General features: G+C 72.1%; 13 protein-coding genes. 8 read left to right on the top strand and 5 right to left on the bottom strand.

Features of this window, described 5'->3' with window-relative positions; translation table 11 throughout:
• Positions 1 to 8: 8 nt before the first annotated feature.
• Together lysS and AC5L35_RS11800 are read left to right on the top strand one after the other, a co-directional pair.
• Positions 9 to 3,443: a lysine--tRNA ligase gene (lysS, locus tag AC5L35_RS11805; protein WP_495059619.1), complete on the top strand. Its 3,435-nt coding sequence runs from the start codon at positions 9 to 11 to the stop codon at positions 3,441 to 3,443.
• 179 nt (positions 3,444 to 3,622) lie between these two features.
• Positions 3,623 to 5,092 (top strand): alkaline phosphatase family protein, encoded by a 1,470-nt coding sequence (locus tag AC5L35_RS11800; protein WP_495059618.1) that lies wholly within the window; start codon positions 3,623 to 3,625, stop codon positions 5,090 to 5,092.
• 49 nt (positions 5,093 to 5,141) lie between these two features.
• Here the strand turns inward: AC5L35_RS11800 and AC5L35_RS11795 are convergent, their stop codons facing one another.
• Positions 5,142 to 6,017, bottom strand: a complete 876-nt coding sequence (locus AC5L35_RS11795; protein WP_495059617.1) for a DMT family transporter — start codon at positions 6,015 to 6,017, stop codon at positions 5,142 to 5,144.
• Between the two features lie 24 nt (positions 6,018 to 6,041).
• Positions 6,042 to 6,497, bottom strand: a complete 456-nt coding sequence (locus AC5L35_RS11790) for an Lrp/AsnC family transcriptional regulator (protein WP_495059616.1) — start codon at positions 6,495 to 6,497, stop codon at positions 6,042 to 6,044.
• A gap of 266 nt (positions 6,498 to 6,763) precedes the next feature.
• Between AC5L35_RS11790 and AC5L35_RS11785 the strand changes: the two genes are divergently transcribed.
• A complete protein-coding gene (locus AC5L35_RS11785) occupies positions 6,764 to 7,756 on the top strand; it encodes a COX15/CtaA family protein (protein WP_495059615.1) in 993 nt (330 codons plus the stop codon).
• Positions 7,757 to 7,763: 7 nt separating this feature from the next.
• The gene (locus AC5L35_RS11780; RefSeq protein WP_495059614.1) at positions 7,764 to 8,735 is read left to right on the top strand and encodes a quinone oxidoreductase family protein; all 972 of its coding nucleotides are present in this window, start codon (positions 7,764 to 7,766) and stop codon (positions 8,733 to 8,735) included.
• Positions 8,736 to 8,866: 131 nt separating this feature from the next.
• Here the strand turns inward: AC5L35_RS11780 and AC5L35_RS11775 are convergent, their stop codons facing one another.
• Positions 8,867 to 9,916, bottom strand: coding sequence for an extracellular solute-binding protein (locus AC5L35_RS11775; protein WP_495059613.1), 1,050 nt, complete (start codon positions 9,914 to 9,916; stop codon positions 8,867 to 8,869).
• Between the two features lie 79 nt (positions 9,917 to 9,995).
• Between AC5L35_RS11775 and AC5L35_RS11770 the strand changes: the two genes are divergently transcribed.
• Positions 9,996 to 12,044 (top strand): S9 family peptidase, encoded by a 2,049-nt coding sequence (locus AC5L35_RS11770; protein WP_495059612.1) that lies wholly within the window; start codon positions 9,996 to 9,998, stop codon positions 12,042 to 12,044.
• A gap of 210 nt (positions 12,045 to 12,254) precedes the next feature.
• Positions 12,255 to 13,475, top strand: coding sequence for a formaldehyde dehydrogenase, glutathione-independent (gene fdhA / locus AC5L35_RS11765; protein WP_495059611.1), 1,221 nt, complete (start codon positions 12,255 to 12,257; stop codon positions 13,473 to 13,475).
• Positions 13,476 to 13,493: 18 nt separating this feature from the next.
• On the opposite strand, the gene AC5L35_RS11760 is transcribed toward fdhA, so the two are convergent.
• Complete coding sequence (locus AC5L35_RS11760) at positions 13,494 to 14,924, bottom strand: NAD(P)/FAD-dependent oxidoreductase (protein WP_495059610.1); 1,431 nt, start codon at positions 14,922 to 14,924, stop codon at positions 13,494 to 13,496.
• Positions 14,925 to 15,073: 149 nt separating this feature from the next.
• Entirely contained in the window at positions 15,074 to 15,997 is a 924-nt protein-coding gene (locus AC5L35_RS11755; protein ID WP_495059841.1) for a heme o synthase, read from the bottom strand.
• A gap of 257 nt (positions 15,998 to 16,254) precedes the next feature.
• Between AC5L35_RS11755 and tkt the strand changes: the two genes are divergently transcribed.
• Positions 16,255 to 18,342, top strand: a complete 2,088-nt coding sequence (gene tkt / locus AC5L35_RS11750) for a transketolase (RefSeq protein WP_495059609.1) — start codon at positions 16,255 to 16,257, stop codon at positions 18,340 to 18,342.
• 13 nt (positions 18,343 to 18,355) lie between these two features.
• The gene (gene tal / locus AC5L35_RS11745; protein WP_495059608.1) at positions 18,356 to 19,465 is read left to right on the top strand and encodes a transaldolase; all 1,110 of its coding nucleotides are present in this window, start codon (positions 18,356 to 18,358) and stop codon (positions 19,463 to 19,465) included.
• Positions 19,466 to 19,467 lie beyond the last annotated feature (2 nt).

Genomic DNA, 19,467 nt, shown 5'->3' with positions numbered 1-19,467 from the left:
TGGCGACGATGACCTCCGGTACCGATGCCCCCGGGCAGCACGCGGATCAGCGGGAACACCGGCTGCAGAAGCTCGCGGCGGCCCGTGCCGGGCACGGCCTCCCCTACCGCTACCCCACCGACACCACGGCCGCCGCGATCCGGGCGGCCCACCACGGGCTGGCTCCCGACACGTTCACCACCGACCACGTGCGCATCGCGGGCCGGGTGGACCTCGTCCGGCGCCAGGGCGGCCTGAGCTTCGCCGTGCTCCGCGACCGGACCGGCACCGTCCAGCTCTTCGTCGACACGGCCGTGCTGGGTGCGGACCGCCACCGCGACTTCGACGAGCTCGACCGGGGCGACTGGGTCGGCGTCGAGGGCACCGTGATGACCACGCGGCGCGGCGAGCTCTCCCTCTGCGTGCAGGCCTTCGACCTGCTGGGCAAGGCGCTGCTCGAGGCTCCCGACAAGCACCACGGTCTCACCGACGTCGAGACCCGCTACCGGCAGCGCTACGTCGACCTCGCCGCCAACGAACGCACCCGCGAGATCTTCCGGATCCGGCACACCGCCATCCGCGCGATCCGCCGGTACCTGGAGGACCGCGACTTCACCGAGGTCGAGGGCCCGGTGCTGCAGACGATCCAGGGCGGCGCGTCGGCCCGGCCGTTCGTCACCCACCACAACGCTCTCGACCTGGACATGTACCTGCGCATCGCGCTGGAGCTGCACCTCAAGCGGCTGATCGTGGGCGGGCTGGAGCGGGTGTTCGAGATCGGCCGGGTGTTCCGCAACGAGGGGATCGACACCCGGCACAACCCCGAGTTCACGATGCTCGAGGCCTACCAGGCCTTCGCCGACTACCACGACATGATGGACCTCGTCGAAGGGATGATCACGGCCGCGGCGCGGGCGGCGCTGGGCGGTGCCGACGGCGCCACCGGCGAGCTGGTGGTGCACTACGGCGGACAGGCGATCGACCTGGGAGCCGGACCCTGGCCGCGGGCCCGCTTCGCCGACATGATCGCCGAGAAGACCGGCGCCACCATGCACCCCGGCATGCCCGTCGAGGAGGCCAGGGCCGTGCTCGACCGGCTGCACATCCCGTACGACCGCAGCTGGGGCGCCGGGCGGCTGATGAAGGAGGTCTACGACGAGAAGGTGCAGCACGACGTCGTGGGGCCGGTCTTCTGCATCGACTACCCGCGCGAGGTCTCCCCGCTGGCACGGGCACACCGGGACGACCCCGACTACGTGGAGCGCTTCGAGCTGATCGTCGCCGGGTTCGAGCTCTGCAACGCCTACTCCGAGCAGAACGACCCGGTCGAGCAGCTGGCGGCCTTCGAGGCGGAGGCCCGCGCGAAGGCCGGTGGCGACCCGGAGGCGGGCGACATCGACCTCGACTACATCCGCGCCCTGGAGCACGGGATGCCTTGCACCGGCGGCCTGGGCGTCGGGATCGACCGGCTGGTCATGCTGCTGGCCAGCGTCGACTCGATCCGCGAGGTGATCCTCTTCCCCACGCTGCGCCCGGAGTTCGCCGCCCCCGAGGGCGCCGGACCCCGCGGCGCGCCGCGCCCGGTGCTGCGCCCCACCCCGGTGGCGGCCGACCGCCCGCGGGCGGACACCCCGGCCGGGACCGGAGCACCGGGGTCCGGGCCGCTCGTGGCGCTGCCCGACCTGGCGCCTGCGGCCCACCCGATCCCCGAACCGCAGCGGCCTCCCGAGCGCGGCAGGCGCGTCGTGCAGATCATCGCGGTGCTCACCGCGTTGGGCGGGGTGCTGCAGCTGCTCGCCCAGATCCCCCTCGTGCACGCCCGGCTCGACGGCCGCGAGGACGCGATCGACCAGCTCTGGCTCCCGGTGGCGGGGCACGTCGTCTCGGTGATCGTCGGGCTGCTGCTGATCCTGCTGGCCGACCAGCTGGCGAAGCGCAAGCGGCTGGCGTGGCGCCTGGCCCTCGCGCTCTTCACGGTGGGCGGCCTGGCGCACATGGCCAAGGGGCCGCACCCGGTGGCGGTCACGATCTGTGCCGGGATGCTGGTGGCGCTGGTGTGGCACCGCGACCTGTTCCGGGCCCCGGCCGACCCGCCGTCCCTGCTGCGCCTGCTCCGGTTCGTGCCCGTCTACCTGGCGGGCGTGTTCGCGTTCGGGTTCGTGGCGCTCGCCGTGGAACGCGACCGTCTCGACCCGGACCTCACCTTCGGCGGCGGGCTCGTCACCATCCTCGGCGGGCTCGTCGGGGTGGACGGCCCCTACACCTACCGCTCGCCGTTCTTCGCCGCCTTCTTCCCCACCGCGCTGGTGGCGCTCGGCGTGGCCGGGCTGCTCGTGTTCGCGGTGCTGCTGTTCCGGCCCCTGGTGGGCAGGCGCCCGCACACCGAGAGCGACTGGGAGCACGCCAACCGGCTCGTCCGCACCTACGGCTGGGACACCCTCGCCTACTTCTCGCTCCGCGACGACAAGAGCTTCTTCTTCTCCTCCGACGGCGAGGCCGTGCTCGCCTACACCTACCTCGGCGGCTACGCCCTGGTCTCGGCCGACCCGATCGGCTCCCGCGAGTCGGTGGTCCAGGTGCTCGACGAGTTCCTCGCCACCTGTGAGGAGCGGGCCTGGAACCCGGCGTTCCTCGCCGTCCGCGAGGCCAGCATGCCGCTCTACGCCTCCCGCGGGTTCTCGAGCTTCTATCTGGGCGACGAGGCGATCCTCGACTGCGCGCGGTTCACCCTCGACGGCCCGGGGCGCAAGAGCCTGCGGGCCGCGGTCCGCCGGGTCGGGCGCACCTACCGGTTCCAGCTGATCGCCGAGTCCAACGCGTCGGCGCGGCTGGTCGGGCAGCTCAACGCGATCAGCGAGAAGTGGCGGGGCAAGGCACCCGAGCGCGGGTTCACGATGTCGCTGTCGCAGGACGTCACCGGGGCCGGGGCGAACCCGGAGTTCCTGCTCTGCGTGGCCCTGGACGAGGACGGCGTCCCGGGCGGCTTCCTGCGCGTGGTGCCCGCGTACGGGTCCGAGTTCGGCTACACGCTCGACGTGATGCGCCACGACCCGGACGCCCCCAACGGCATGACGGAGTTCCTCATCGCCTCCACCGCGGCGGCCCTCGGGGAGCGCGGCGTGCGGAGGCTGTCGATGAACTTCGCGATGTGGGGGCGGCTGTTCGCCGACGACATCCCGTTCAGTCCCGCCCAGCGCGCGGCCCGCTGGGCGGTCGGCGTGCTCAACCCGTTCTTCCAGATCAAGTCGCTGCACGACTTCAACGCCAAGTTCGACCCGGAGTGGATGCCGCGGGTTCTGGCCTACCGCCGGCGCATCGACCTGCCGCGCGTCGGCCTGCTCTATGCCGGCGCGGAGGGCTTCCTCGCCCTGCCCGTGGTCGGCGAGCTCCTGGTGCCGAAGGCCGTCGGGGGCGTGACCGCACCGTCCGCACCGCGGGGCGCAGCCGGGACCGACGCCGCCTGATCGGCCTCAGCACCGTCGCATTCCGCCGGTTGCCGCCCCGCTGTTCACGAAACGGTTCTTCTGCCATTCGTGACGGATGAGGAAATCGGCCGGATCCGACACAACTTTCACGGGAGGTTCCGCTGTGCTTCCCGCACATCTCGGTCCGAATGCCCGACGGGAAAGCAAGATCGTCCGTCGTGACCGAACTGACACGCCGCCGCCTCCTCGGGTCCGCAGCCGGAGTCGCCGCCGCGGCGGCCGCGACAACCCTGATGCCACCCAGCGTCCAGCGCGCGCTCGCGGCGACACGGCCCGCTCACGGGGCGCTCGGCGACATCGAGCACGTGGTGCTGCTGATGCAGGAGAACCGCTCCTTCGACCACTACTTCGGCACGCTGTCGGGGGTCCGCGGCTTCGACGACCCGCACGCCGCGTCACTGCCGAGCGGCAAGTCCGTGTTCTACCAGCCCGACGCCGCCAATCCTGCGGGCTACGCCTTGCCGTTCCACCTTGACACACACGCCACGAACGCTCAGAAGATCCCCTCGACCTCACACGCCTGGCAGGTCCAGCACGACGCGCTCAACGGCGGGAAGATGGACAACTGGCTGCCCGCCCACCGCAAGGCCGACGGCAAGGACGGCCCTTATGTGATGGGCTACCACACACGCGCCGACCTGCCGTTCCAGTTCGCACTGGCCGAGGCGTTCACGGTGTGCGACGCCTACCACTGTTCAGTGCTCGGTCCGACCTGGCCCAACCGGATGATGTGGATGACCGGCACCATCGACCCCGACGGTGATCACGCCGGCCCCATCCTCGACAACAACGCCCCGCCCGACGGCTACACCTGGACGACCTACGCCGAGCGGCTCACCGAGGCCGGTGTCAGCTGGCGGGTCTACGAGCAGGACGACACGTACGGATGCAACATGCTGGAGAACTTCGCCACATTCCGGCAGGCGGCCAAGAGCTCCCCGCTCTACGTCAACGGGCTCACCCACCGGCCCGAGGGCCAGTTCGAGTACGACGCGCGCCATGACCAGCTGCCGGCGGTCTCCTGGATCATCTGCACGAGCTCGGCCTCGGAGCACCCGGACTACACGCCCGCCGAGGGCGCGGCCTTCGTCGCCAGCAAGATCGACGCCATCGCGTCGAATCCCGACGTGTGGGCCAAGACCGTGTTCATCCTGAGCTACGACGAGAACGACGGCCTGTTCGACCATGTCATCCCACCGGTGCCACCGGACGGGACGCCCGGCGAGTTCGTCACGAAGACCTCGCCCGGCGGTACCCCGGGCAACGGGCTGTCGGTAGGGGCGGGCTACCGGGTTCCGGCGATCATCGTCTCGCCGTGGACTGCGGGTGGCTGGGTCTGCAGCGAGCCCTTCGACCACACGTCCACCCTGCAGTTCCTCGAGAAGGTGACCGGGGTGCGCGAGCCGAACATCTCGGACTGGCGCCGGGCGACGTTCGGGGATCTGACCTCGGCCTTCCGGTTCACCGACCAGGTGGCGGATCCGCCGGCGCTCCCGGACACCAGCGGCCCGCTCACCCTCTCGCGCTACGAGATCGCGAACCTGCCCGCGCCGGTGTTCCCCGGCGCCGGCCAGAAGCCGCCGACACAGGAACCCGGTCAGCGCCCCCGCACACCCCGCGAGAGCTGACCCACCGGCCGTACGGCGGCGCGGGCGGGGCCCGCCGTGGAAGCTCGGGTCAGGCGGTCACGGGGCCGGCCACCGCCGCCGTCGTCCGCGCCGACGAGCGGGCCAACGCGGTGGTGGCCGCCACCATCACGGCGACGAGCACGACGATCAGTGCCCACTCCGCGCCGTCGGCCTGCAGCTCCTCCTGCAGCACCACCGTGCCGATCACCACGGCGACCACCGGCTCACCCACGATCATGGTGGGCAACGACGCCCTGAGCTCACCCGCCTGGAACGCCGACTGCTGCAGCAGCGTGCCTGCCACGGACACGACGACGAGCACGTAGGTCTCCCAGCTGGTCAGCACGGCGAGGAGGCCCTCGTCCAGCCGGCCGACGACACCTTTGGTGAGCGCCGCCGCCACCCCGTAGCAGAGGGCGGTGGCGGCGGCGAGCAGCATCGCGCGCGCCGGCCCCCGGGTCCGGGTCGCGGCCACCACGCAGACCACGAACAGCCCGGCCAGGGCGGCACCCGTCGGCAGCCAGTCGTGCAGCGGGGCCCGGTCGACCCCGGCGGTGGGGTTCCCGGCGATCACGAACACCGCCAGCGACACGGCGAGCAGCACCGCCCAGACCCAGTCCGCACTCGCGAGCGTGCGACCCGCCCAGGCCGCACCGAGCGGCAGCGCGAAGAGCAGGGTGGTGACGAGCAGTGGCTGCACGAGCAGGAGCGACCCGAAACCCAGCGCGGCGGCCTGCATCAGGTAGCCGCCACCGTCGCCGACGATCCCCGCCCACCACACCGGCCGGCGGACCAGCACGCGGATCAGCCCGAGACCCCGCGCGCTGTCGTCCGGCACGGTGGCGGCGGAGCGCTGCTGCGCGACCGTGGAGACCGCGAAGAGGGCTGAGGCCAGCAGCGCCAGCCCGGCCGCGAGAAGCGTCACCGGCCACATCCTGCCCGCTCCGGCTCAGAGGCGCGGGCGCTGGAACAGCCGCGACAGCACGACCGCGCTGCGCGTGCGGTTCATCTTCGCGTTGCTCCGGATCAGCTCGATCACGTCCTCGAGCTCGGCCATGCTGCCGGTCATGACGTGCACGAGCGCGTCGGCGTCGCCGGTGACGCTCCAGACGCCCACGACCTGCGGGATGGTCGAGAGGTTGGTCTCCAGCTCGGACTTGAGGACGTTCCCGTCGTAGTAGAGCTCGACGTAGGCCTCGGTGCCCCACCCGAGGGCGGACGGGTCGATCACCGCGGTGAACCCGGCGATCTCGCCACGGGCCACCATCTGGTCGACCCGGCGTTTCACGGCAGGGGCGGAGAGGTTCACCTGCCGGCCGATCGCCTGGAAGCTCGCGCGCCCGTCGGCGAGCAGGATGCGGATGATCTCCCGGTTGGTGGCGTCCATCGCGACCTTTCGAATCATGCGTCCGTGGGCGGCGATTCAGACCATAGCCACAAATCGCAGCAGGAAACGCGACGAATCTGCTGCCGCGATACCCACCCTGAGCCGCCCAGGCCATGACGAGATCGACACCAGGGGGCTTTTTCCCGCGCTCCACCCCTCCCATGTCGACCTCGCTCGCCCGGACGGCCGTTCCCCGGGCAGCCGAACGCGACGAGACGGGCGCGACAGCCGAGCGCCGGGGCGCCGCAGGTGGCGCCGCGCGGGTGCCCACCTACCATCTAGGAGTGGCCCGACCCGCACTTCTGCACCGACTTCCCGCGACCCCACCTGCTCTGATGCGCCGGCTCGCGATCGCCGCCGTCGTCGCACAGGCAGGCATCGCGGTCACCGGCTCCGTGGTCCGCGTGACGGGTTCCGGCCTCGGCTGCCCGACGTGGCCGGAGTGCTTCCCCGGCAGCCTCGTGCCAACCCCCCACCCCGAGGTCGCCGAGTTGCGACAGTGGATCGAGTTCAGCAACCGGCTCCTCACGGTCGCCGTGGTGCTGGTCGCCGGGGCCTGCCTGATCGCGGCACTGGCCACGCGCCCGCGGCGGGCGCGGCTCACCCGGCTCGCACTGGTTCAGCCGCTCGGCGTGGTCGCCCAGGCCGTGATCGGCGGGATCACGGTGCTCACCGGCCTGGTCTGGTGGAGCGTCTCGGTCCACTTCCTGGTCTCGATGGTGCTGGTCTGGCTGGGGGTGCAGCTGGTCGACGCCGCCACGGACGGCGACGGCCCACCGCGCCGGACGGTCGGCGGCGCCGTCCGCGCACTCGTGGCCACGAGCACCGTCGTGCTCGCCGGGCTGCTCGCCGCGGGCACGCTCGTCACGGCAGCAGGCCCCCACGCGGGCGACGCGGCCACCCCGCGGCTCGGCATCGGCGTGCCCGCTGCCGCACAGCTGCACGCCGACCTGCTCTTCGCCTACCTCGGCATGCTCGTGGCACTCGGGTTCACCCTCGCGGCCGTCGCGGCACCGCGGGCGCTCCGCAGGCGGTACGCAGTGCTCGTCGTCGCCGTGGTGGCCCAGGGCGCTCTCGGCGGCATCCAGTACGCACTCGGTGTCCCCGAGGCGCTGGTGTCGCTGCACGTGCTCGGCGCCGCCCTCGTCACGGTCGGGGCCGCCGCGCTCTGGTCCGGCACCACCGAGCGCCCGCAGCTCGCGTCCCCCACCGCACCCGCGACGCCTGCCCCGGAACCCGCGCTGGCCGGTGCTCCACTCCCCACGCGCAAGGCATGATCGGCCGATGCGCGCCATCCAGATCAGCACCGCCGGGGGCCCGGAGGTCCTGACCCCGACCGACCTGCCCGATCCCGAGCCGGGGCCCGGCGAGCTCCTCGTCGACGTCGCCGCGGCCGGGGTCAACTTCATCGACATCTACCAGCGCGGCGGCACCTACCCGATGCCGATGCCGTACGTGCCGGGGCTGGAAGGCGCCGGGCGGGTGCTGGCGCTCGGCGAGGGGGTCACCGGGTTCGCCGCCGGTGACCGCGTGGCGTGGTCCGAGGCGCTCGGCAGCTACGCCGAGCGGGTCACCGTGACGGCGGAGAAGGCCGTTGCCGTGCCCGGCGACGTCTCCGACGATTTGGCGGCCGCCGTGCTGCTGCAGGGGATGACGGCACACTTCCTCGTCCACGACACCCATCCCGTGCAGGCGGGCGAGGACGTGCTGGTGCACGCCGCGGCAGGCGGGGTGGGGCTCCTGCTCACCCAGTTCGCGGCAGCCCGTGGGGCCCGTGTCATCGCCACGGTGTCCACGGCCGAGAAGGAGGAGCTGGCGCGCGGAGCCGGGGCGGCCGAGGTGATCCGGTACACCGAGGTCGACGACCTCGCCGCCGAGGTCAGAGCGCTCACCGGCGGCGCGGGCGTCGTCGTCGCGTACGACAGCGTCGGGCGCACCACGTTCGACGCGAGCCTGGGCAGCCTGCGCCGCCGCGGGATGCTGGTGCTCTTCGGCGGCTCCAGCGGTCCCGTGCCGCCGGTGGACCCCCAGCGGCTCAACAGCGCGGGCTCGCTGTTCCTCACCCGGCCGAAGCTCTTCGACCACATCGCCACCCGCGAGGAGCTGACGGCCCGCGCGGGCGCCGTGCTGGCCGCGGTCGCCGACGGCACGCTGGACGTCCGGATCGGACACCGCTACCCGCTGGCCGACGCCGCCACCGCCCACGAGGACCTGCAGGCCCGGCGCACCACGGGGAAGCTGCTCCTGCTGCCCTGACCGCCCGTTCCGCACCCGCGAGTCGCCCGTTCCGCATCCGCGAGTCGCCCGATTCCTGCTGCGGGCCGCCCCGGTGACAGCGTTGTGGTCCCGTGTCGCAGTTCACGTGCGGCCCCCGGCCGCCCTCACGATCAGAGCAGCCCGACCTCCTGCAGCACGGCCTCGCTGCGGTCCAGCGAGCCGAGGTCGGCGACGTCCACGTCGGGCGGGGAGAGCGAGCGCAGTGGCTCGAGGTCGGAGGGCCGCGTCGGGGTCACCCCGTCGAGCACCGGGTACTCGCCGGTCTCGTCCACGAAGTACTGCTGGGCCTTGCGGGACAACAGGAACGCAACCGCCCGCCGGGCTTCCTCCTGCCGGTCGCTCGCGGCCACCACGCCCGCCGCCGCCACGGTCACCAGCCCAAGCGGGTCGTCCGGGACGTAGTGGTTGCGCACGGGGTAGCCGGCGGGGTCCAGATCGGCGGTCCGGCGGGACAGGTAGTAGTGGTTCACCAGTCCCGCGTCGATCGTGCCCGCCGCCACGGCGTCCAGGATCTCGGCGTTGCCGTCGAAGGGCTGCGGACGCTGCGCGGCGAACGCGGTGAGCCACCGGCGGGCGCCCTCCTCCCCCCGGACGAGCCGCAGGCCGGTGACGAAGGAGAGCCACGACGCGTTGGCCGGTGCGTAGCCGAGCCGCCCCGTCCACCGCGGGGCGAGCAGGTCGTCCAGGCCGGTGGGCAGCTCGGGCTCCGAAACCAGATCCGGGTTGTAGGCCACGACCCGGGCGCGGGCCGTGACGCCCACCCACGTGGAGTCGGTGGCCCGGTAGCGCGCCGGCACCGGCGCCACGACGTCCGCGGGCAGCGGCGCGAGGAGCCCGGCGGCGCCGAGGCTGCCCAGCGCTCCGGCGTCCTGGCCGAAGAACACGTCGGCGGGCGAGCCGGTGCCCTCCTGCAGCAGCTGCGCGGCCAGCTCGTCGGTACTGCCGTAGCGGACCGTCACGTCGGCACCGACCGCGGCCTCCAGCTGCGCGAGCAGCGGGGCGACGAGCTTCTCGCTGCGTCCCGAGTAGATCGTCACCGCGTCCTCCGCCGACGGCCAGATCTGCCCAGGGACGCCGGTGCAACCGGCCAGGAGGGCGAGCACCACCACACCCATCACGCCGAACCTGTTCCGTCGCGGGAGCAGGGGTCGTCGATCCATTCGGCGCCTCTCCGTCGATGCGGAGCCGGAGACTATCGGGCGCGGGTGTGATCACCGGGACCCGTGCTAGACATCGATGGTGACGGAGACCCCGCAGACACCGAACACGCCATTCCACGACCTCCAGGACTATGTGGCGCTCCCCCGCCTCAGCGGGCTCGCGCTGTCCGCCGACGGCACCCGCCTCGTCACCACGGTGGCGGCCCTCGTCCCGGAGAAGAACCGGTACCGCCCGGCGCTGTGGGAGGTCGACCCCACGGGAGAGCGGCCCGCGCGCCGGCTCACCCGGGGCCCGACCGGCGAGTCCTCCCCGGTCTTCACCCCCGACGGCGACCTGCTGTTCACCTCCGCGCGGCCGGACCCCGACGCCACGGAGCAGCCCGCCGACGCACCGCAGGCGCTGTGGCGACTGCCGGCGAACGGCGAGGCGCACGTGGTCGGCACCCGGCCCGGCGGCATCGGCGCCCCCGTGGTCGCACGGGAGGCAGGCACGGTCGCCGTCACCTCGATGACGCTGCCGTCCGCCGTCACCGCCGCCGACGACGAGAAGCGCCGCAAGGAACGGCGCGACAAGAAGGTCGACGCGATCCTGCACGCCGGCTACCCCGTGCGGCACTGGGACCACGACCTCGGCCCGGACGAGTCCCGGCTGCTCGTCGCGACCGTGGACGCGCTGCAGGGGGACGAGCCCGTCGACTGGCACGACCTGACCCCGGCACCCGGCAAGGCTCTGCTCGAGACCAGCCACGACATCACCCCGGACGGCGCTGCAGTCGTCACCACGTGGCAGGTCGCCGAGCCCGGCGGGTCGCTGCGCAGCATCCTCGTGGCGATCGACGTGGCCACCGGGGAACGGCGGGTGCTGGCCGACGACGCAGGTCACGACTTCGGCCATCCGGTGATCAGCCCCGACGGCGCCCAGGTGGCGTGCCTGCGGGAGTCGCTCTCCACGCCCACCACCCCGGCCGACGTCCGGCTCGTCGTGCTCCCGCTGGCCGGCGGGGTGGCACGCGACGTGGCGCCCGGCTGGGACCGCTGGGTCTCCGACGTGCGCTGGACGCCCGACGCCGCGGCGCTCGTCGTCACCGCCGACGACGGCGGCCGCTCCCCCGTCTTCCGGATCGAACTGGCCGACGGCACGCTCACCCGCCTGACCGGCGACCACGGCGCCTACACCGACGTGCAGGTGTCGCCGGACGGCCGGTACGTCTACGCGCTCCGCAGCGCCGTCGACCACCCGCCTGCGCCCGTCCGGCTCGATGCGGCCACCGCGGACCAGCAGCCCGTTGCGCTGCCCGGGCCGGTGCAGTCCCCCGAGCTTCCCGGCACGCTCACGGAGGTGCACGCCACGGCCGCCGACGGCAGCCCGCTGCGGGCCTGGCTCGTGCTGCCCGACGGCACGACGGACAGCTCTCCCGCGCCGCTGGTGCTGTGGGCGCACGGGGGCCCGCTGGGCAGCTGGAACGCCTGGCAGTGGCGCTGGAACCCCTGGCTGATGGCCGCCCGCGGCTACGCGGTGCTCCTGCCGGACCCCGCTCTGTCCACCGGGTACGGGCTCGACTTCATCGCCCGCGGCTGGGGCCGGTGGGGCGCGGAGCCCTACACGGACCTCATGACGATCACCGACGCCGCCGTCGACCGCCCCGACATCGACCGCGACCGCACGGCGGCCATGGGTGGCTCCTTCGGCGGGTACATGGCGAACTGGATCGCCGGACACACCGACCGGTTCCGGGCGATCGTCACGCACGCCAGCCTCTGGGCGCTCGACCAGTTCGGGCCCACCACCGACGCATCGTTCTACTGGGTGCGCGAGATGACGCCCGAGATGGCCGACCACAACAGCCCCCACCACCACGTCGACGCCATCGTCACGCCGATGCTGGTGATCCACGGCGACAAGGACTACCGGGTGCCGATCGGCGAGGGCCTGCGCCTGTGGTGGGACCTGGTCTCCCGGCACGACGGCGACCCGGCCGATCTTCCGCACCGGTTCCTGTACTTCCCGGCGGAGAACCACTGGGTGCTCTCCCCTCAGCACGCCGTCGTCTGGTATCAGACCGTCAGCGCGTTCCTGGACCACCACGTTCTGGGCAAGGACTGGCAGACGCCCGACCTCCTGCGCTGACCCCGGGGCGCTGACACCGCTCGCTACGACGGCATCACCCGGATCCGCGAACGGGTGATGCCGTCATTGCGCCGACTGCCGTGTTCCTGCACGTGGACGATGCACCAAGTGGTCCGACGGCCGGGAAAGCTCAGCGCAACGGTGCCTGCTGCCCTTGCGCGGGCGTCCGCCCGCGAGTACGCCTCCAAGAGAAATCGAGGAGGAAACGAAATGGGTGGCAACAAGATCGTTGTATACAAGGAGCCCGGCGTGGTCGCGGTCGAGGACCACGACGCACCGAAGCTCGAGGTCCCCACCGACGTGGCCAAGGCGAAGGGGTTGACGCAGAAAGCCGTGCACGGCGTGATCCTGCGCAACATCGCCACGAACATCTGCGGTTCCGACCAGCACATGGTCCGCGGACGCACCACCGCCCCGCCCGGCCAGACGCTCGGCCACGAGATCATGGGCGAGATCGTCGAGAAGGGCGAGGACGTCCAGTTCCTCGATGTCGGTGACATCTGCTCCGTGCCGTTCAACATCGCCTGCGGGCGCTGTCGCAACTGCAAGGAAGGCCAGACCGGCGTCTGTCTCAACGTCAACCCCGCCAGGGCCGGGTCGGCCTACGGGTACGTCGACATGGGCGGCTGGGAGGGCGGCCAGGCGCAGTACGTCATGGTGCCCTTCGCCGACTTCAACCTGCTGAAGATCCCGAGCCGGGAGCAGGCACTGGAGAAGGTCCTCGACCTCACCATGCTCTCGGACATCTTCCCCACCGGGTACCACGGGGCCTACACCGCCGGTGTGACCACCGGGTCGACGGTCTACGTCGCGGGTGCCGGACCCGTCGGGCTCGCCGCGGCGTACTCGGCGCAGTTGCTCGGTGCCGCGGCCGTCATCGTCGGGGACCGCAACGCCGACCGGCTCGCGCAGGCGCGCTCGTTCGGCTGCGAGACGGTGGACATCACGGAGGACGCCTCGCTGGAGGACCAGATCGCCGAGATCCTCGGGACGAACGAGGTGGACTGCGCCGTCGACGCCGTGGGCTTCGAGGCCAGCGGCCACGGAAAGGGCGCGGGAGAAGCCCCGGCCACCGTGCTGAACTCGATCATGGCGCTCACGCGGGCGGGCGGCAAGCTCGGTATCCCCGGCCTCTACGTCACCGGAGACCCGGGGGCGCCCGACGAGGACGCGAAGACGGGCACGCTCAAGGTGCGGCTGGGGCTCGGCTGGGCGAAGAGCCACTCCTTCACCACCGGGCAGTGCCCGGTGATGAAGTACAACCGCCAGTTGATGACGAGCATCCTGCACGACAAGGCGCACATCGCCGACGCGGTCAACGCGACGGTGATCCCGCTGGACGACGCGCCTCGCGGCTACCAGGAGTTCGACCAGGGCGCGGCGCGCAAGTACGTGCTCGACCCGAACGGGATGATCCCGAAGGCGTCCTAGCGCCTGCACCGCGCCGGGCTACGCCGGAACGGCCACCCCGGCGGCGGCCAGCAGTTCACGGCGGTCGGGGCCGGGCACCGCATACTGCGGTGCTCCGGCCCCGGCCGCCAGCACGCGCTCCACCATTCCTGGCCGGCCGAGCACCTCCCGCGGCAGCGCCCGCATCGAGGCGATGTCGAGCAGCCCGCGCAGGACGTCCGGGTCGCGGCGGGAGCCCGCGGCCAGTGCCTTGGCGGTCGCCCACCCGCGGTCCGCCGGCGCGTACGGCACGCCGGAACGGTCGGCTTCGATCACGGCGAGGCGATGGCGGTCGCTGCCGATGGTGGTGCGGTACCAGGGCTCGAGCACCGCGGCCGTCGCCTCGGCCCAGCGCAGGGACAGCTCGGCCGGGCTCTCGCCGTCCGCGGCCCGCACCACGTCGCGCAGCACGACCGCGTGCGCCAGCGCCATCGACATCCCGCGCCCGAGCGACGGATTGGTGCAGGCCCACGCGTCGCCGACGGGGAGCAGGCCCGTGGCGACCGGCCGCCCGTCGAGCACGTAGTGCCGGATGCGGTCCTCGATACCGGCCATCACCCGCACGTCGCCCACCGGTTCGGCATCCAGCCAAGCCGCGATCGCCGGGAAGCACCGGGCCGCCGCCGTCCACCGGTCGGACTCGCGCAGGACGCGCAGCTCCTTGTCCAGGGCGCCGGCCGCGAACGTGACGCTCCAGGTGCCGCGGTCCGACGGCAGGGTCAGAACCGACACCGAGTCGTAGGCCTGGTTGACCATGGTCTGCAGCGCCGGGAACGACCCGTCGGCGTGGAAGAACCGGGCGTAGTACACGAATCCGCTGTCCTCGCGCTCCTCGGCGGGCGCGACGCCACCGGACGCTTCGAGGAGCGCGGGCATCGTGGAACGCCGCCCGCCGGCGTCGACCACCAGATCGGCGCGCACCTGCTCGCCGTCCGAGGTGACCACACCGACGACGCCGGGCACACCCGTGCGATCCGGGGTGTCGGTCAGGACGCCCCGCACGACCAATCCGCGGCGGACCGTCACCCCCGGCTGCGCCTCCGCGGTCCGGGCGACGACGGCCTCGAGCACCGGGCGTCGCACGGCGAGCGCGACGTAGCGGTCGTCGCTGTCGCGACGGCCCGCGGTGATCGACTCGGGCAGCTCGTCGACGACGTCGTACTCCTCGGCGCCCCCCGCGAGGAGGCCGGCGGAGACGGCGGGCAGCTCGGTCTCCAGCAGCTGCCGGAACCGCGGGAGCACGTAGTGCGGCAGGTGGAACTGCGCGATGCCGCGCCGGTCCCACTCCTCCCACGCGGCCGCCGGCTCCGGAGGAGCCACCGGGTCACGTTCCAGGACGGTCACGCGGTGGCCGTCCTGCGCCAGCAGCATGGCCGTGGACAGGCCGGCCACGCCGCCGCCGACGACGAGAACGTGCAGGGACGCGGGCACCAGATACCTCCAGGGACAGCGGCCTCGGGCGAACAGCCCGAAAAGAGGTCGCAAGTCACGACGACCTCGTGCCAGAGGCTACGGCGGCCCCAGAGGTTCCCGTCCGGGCGAATCCGAGACATCGATCACCCATTCGGTGACCCAATCGGTCAGAAATGCAGGACCGGCAAACCCACGGCGGCATCGACCGCGATTGCGGCGAAGAGCACGCACAGATACATGTTGGACAGATGGAAGAGCTTCATCGGGGACACGTCGCGTCCCGCGACGATCCCGGCGTGGAGCCGGTGGGCCCGGAACACGAACCACGCGCCCCCGAGCACCGCCACGCCCGCGTAGATCCAGGACGTGGCCGGCAGCAGCAGCAGCGTCCAGGCCACCATCACCCACGAGTACGCGACGATGCGGCGCGAGACCTGCACTGGCGTGGCGACCACCGGAAGCATCGGCACCCCGGCGGCCGCATAGTCGTCGCGGTAGCGCATGGCCAGCGCCCAGAAATGCGGTGGCGTCCAGAAGAAGATCACACCGAACATCACCAGCGCGGGCCACTGCACGGAACCGGTGACCGCAGCCCAGCCGATCACCACGGGCATGCAGCCCGCCGCCCCGCCCCACACGATGTTCTGGGACGTGCGGCGCTTGAGCAGCAGCGTGTAGACCAGCACGTAGAACGCGATGGCGGCCACCGACAGCCCGGCTGCCAGCCAGTTGGTGGTGAGCCCGAGCCACACGGCGCTGAGCGCCCCGAGCGCGAGCCCGAAGATCAGGGCATTGCGCGGGGGCACCTGGCCCTTGGCGAGCGGGCGCCGGGCGGTCCGCTTCATCACCGCGTCGATGTCGGCGTCGACCACGCAGTTGAGCGCGTGGGCGCTCGCCGCGGCAGCCGCTCCGCCGACGAGCGTGGCGATGATCAGCCACACCGACGGGATGCCGCGCTGCGCGAGGAACATCGCCGGCACGGTGACGACGAGCAACTGCTCGATGATGCGGGTCTTCGTCAGCCCGAGATAGGCCAGGACAGTGGCGCGCGCCCGGTACAACGCGGCCCGGACACCCTGGGCAGGCGGCACCTGCGACGCCCCCTGCTGGGACACGGGCACACTCACCGGCAACCTCAATCCGCGTGGTGGGGCGATCGGACGTACCTAGTTCTACGGCCTGTCGATGATAACCGGGGGCATGCCGGGCCACACTCGCGGGTAGACCGAGCGGGCACCGTAATGACAGTGATCACCCCAGTCTCCGCGCCGTCGGTAGGCTGGCCCACAAGCTTGATGCGCTGAGGCGTACCGCGCCTGCGCCCCCATTCGATACCTAGGGAAGTGCCGTGGCCGACACCGACATCGAGACACTCACCCGAGCCCATCTGCCCGCCGACTGGAGCGACCTGGACCGCCGCACGGTCGACACAATCAGAGTCCTCGCCGCCGACGCGGTGCAGAAGGTGGGCAACGGCCACCCCGGCACCGCGATGAGCCTCGCCCCACTGGCCTACACGCTGTTCCAGCGGGTGATGCGGCACGACCCGACCGACCCGGACTGGATCGGGCGCGACCGGTTCGTGCTGTCGGCGGGCCACTCCAGCCTGACGCTCTACATCCAGCTCTACCTCGCCGGCTACGGCCTGGAGCTCGCCGACCTCGAGGCCCTGCGCACCTGGGGCTCCAAGACGCCTGGTCACCCCGAGCACCGCCACACCGTCGGCGTGGAGATCACCACCGGGCCGCTGGGGCAGGGCCTCGCGTCCGCCGTGGGCATGGCCATCGCCGCCCGCCGCGAGCGCGGTCTGTTCGACCCGGAGCCCGCCGAGGGCGAGAGCCCGTTCGACCACCAGATCTACGTGATCGCGTCCGACGGCGACATCGAGGAGGGCATCACCTCCGAGGCGTCGTCGCTCGCCGGGCGCCAGCAGCTGGGCAACCTCACGGTGATCTACGACGACAACAAGATCTCCATCGAGGACGACACCACCATCGCGCTGTCGGAGGACACCGCGAAGCGCTACGAGGCCTACGGCTGGCACGTGCAGGTCGTCGAGGGCGGGGAGAACGTCTCCGACATCGAGGCCGCGCTGGAGAACGCCAGGGCCGAGACGAAGCGCCCGTCCTTCATCCTGCTGCGCACCATCATCGGCTTCCCCGCGCCCACCAAGATGAACACCGGCAAGGCGCACGGGTCCGCGCTGGGCGACGAGGAGGTCGCGAAGGTCAAGGAGATCCTCGGCTTCGACCCCGACAAGACCTTCCAGGTCGACGACGACGTGCTCGCGCACGCCCGCAAGGTCATCGACCGCGGCACCGAGGCCCATCAGGCCTGGACGAAGCAGTACGACGACTGGACCACCCGGGAGCCGGAGCGCAAGGAGCTGCTGGAGCGCATGCTCGGGCGCGACCTGCCGGTGGGCTGGGAGAAGGCGCTGCCCAGCTGGGAGCCGGACGCCAACGGGCCGGCCACGCGCAAGGCGTCCGGAGAGGTGCTCAAGTCCCTCGCCGACGTGCTGCCCGAGCTGTGGGGCGGTTCGGCCGACCTCGCCGAGAGCAACAACACCACGATGGAGGGCGCCGACTCCTTCGGCCCCGAAGCCGCCGCCACGAAGATGTGGAACGCCCACCCCTACGGCCGCACGCTGCACTTCGGCGTCCGCGAGCACGCGATGGGCGCCATCCTCAACGGCATCGCCCTGCACGGCCCCACCCGGCCCTACGGCGGCACGTTCCTGACGTTCAGCGACTACATGCGCCCCGCCGTCCGGCTGGCGGCGCTCATGAAGTCCAGCGTCATCTACGTGTGGACGCACGACTCGATCGGTCTCGGCGAGGACGGGCCGACCCACCAGCCCATCGAGCACTACGCAGCGCTGCGTGCGATCCCCGGCCTCGCGTTCCTCCGGCCCGGCGACGCGAACGAGACCGCCTACGCGTGGCGGGCCGCGCTGGAGCGGCCCGAGGGCCCGAAGGGGCTCGCGCTCACCCGGCAGAACCTGCCCGTGCTGGAGGGCACGTCGTACGAGGGTGTCGCCCGCGGCGGCTACGTGCTGGCCGAGGCATCGTCCGGCGAGCCCCAGCTGATCATCATGGCCACCGGGTCCGAGCTGCAGATCGCCGTCGAGGCCCGCCGGGTGCTCGAGGACGACGGCGTGCCCACCCGGGTCGTATCGATGCCGTGCGTCGACTGGTTCACCGAGCAGGACGACGAGTACCGCGAGTCGGTGCTGCCCGCCGCGGTCAAGGCCCGGGTCAGCGTCGAAGCGGGAATTGCGCAACCCTGGTACCGGTTCACCGGGGACGCGGGCGAGATCGTCTCCATCGAGCACTACGGGGCGAGTGCCGACTACAAGACACTGTTCCGAGAGTTCGGTTTCACCACCGAGAACGTCGTCGCGGCCGCGCGACGCAGCCTGGCGAAGACCTCCTGAGGAGCAGAACATCATGAGCAACGATCGGCTCGGCGCCCTGGCTGACGTGGGCGTCTCCATCTGGCTCGACGACCTGTCGCGGGAACGCCTGCAGACCGGCAACCTGCGGCAGCTCATCACCGACAAGCACGTCGTCGGAGTCACCACCAACCCCACGATCTTCGCGAGCGCGCTGGCGAACGGGGAGGCCTACGACCAGCAGGTCCGCGAGCTCGCGGCCCGCGGCGCCTCGGTCCCCGACGCGATCCGCGAGATCACCGTGGCCGACGTCCAGCAGGCGTGCGACGTCTTCAGCGGCACCTGGGAGACCACCGGCGGCATCGACGGCCGGGTCTCCCTCGAGGTCGACCCCGGCCTGGCCCGCGACACCGAGGGCACGGTCGCGCAGGCGAGCGACCTGTGGAAGGCCGTGGACCGGCCCAACCTGCTGGTCAAGATCCCGGCCACCGAGGCGGGGCTGCCGGCCATCACCCGCGCCATCGCCGAGGGGATCAGCGTCAACGTCACCCTCATCTTCTCGGTGGAGCGCTACCGCGCGGTGATGGGCGCCTACCTCGACGGTCTGGAGCAGGCCGCCGCCAACGGCCAGCAGCTCGCCGGCATCGCGTCGGTCGCCAGCTTCTTCGTCTCGCGCGTCGACTCGGAGATCGACAAGCGGCTGGAGGCGATCGGCACCGACGAGGCGCTCGCGCTGCGCGGCAAGGCCGGCATCGCCAACTCCCGGCTCGCCTACGCCGCGTACGAGAAGGTCTTCGCCGGCGAGCGCTGGGAAGCCCTCGCCGCGAAGGGCGCACGGGTACAGCGGCCGCTCTGGGCGTCCACGGGCGTCAAGAACCCCGACTACCCCGACACCATGTACGTCACCGAGCTCGCCGTCGCCGGCACCGTCAACACCATGCCGGAGAAGACGCTCGACGCCGTCGCCGACCACGGCGAGGTCCACGGCGACCGCGTGAGCGGCACGGCGGACGAGGCGCAGCAGGTCTTCGACGGCCTCGAGCGCCTGGGCGTGGACCTCACCGACGTGTTCCTGACGCTGGAGAACGAGGGCGTCGACAAGTTCGACAAGTCATGGGCCGAGCTCGGCGAGACCGTCGGCCACCAGCTCGACGGAGCACGCTGACC

This window comes from Pseudonocardia sp. OZ21 (assembly GCF_059359135.1).
This window is presented reverse-complemented; position numbering and strand designations above follow the sequence as displayed.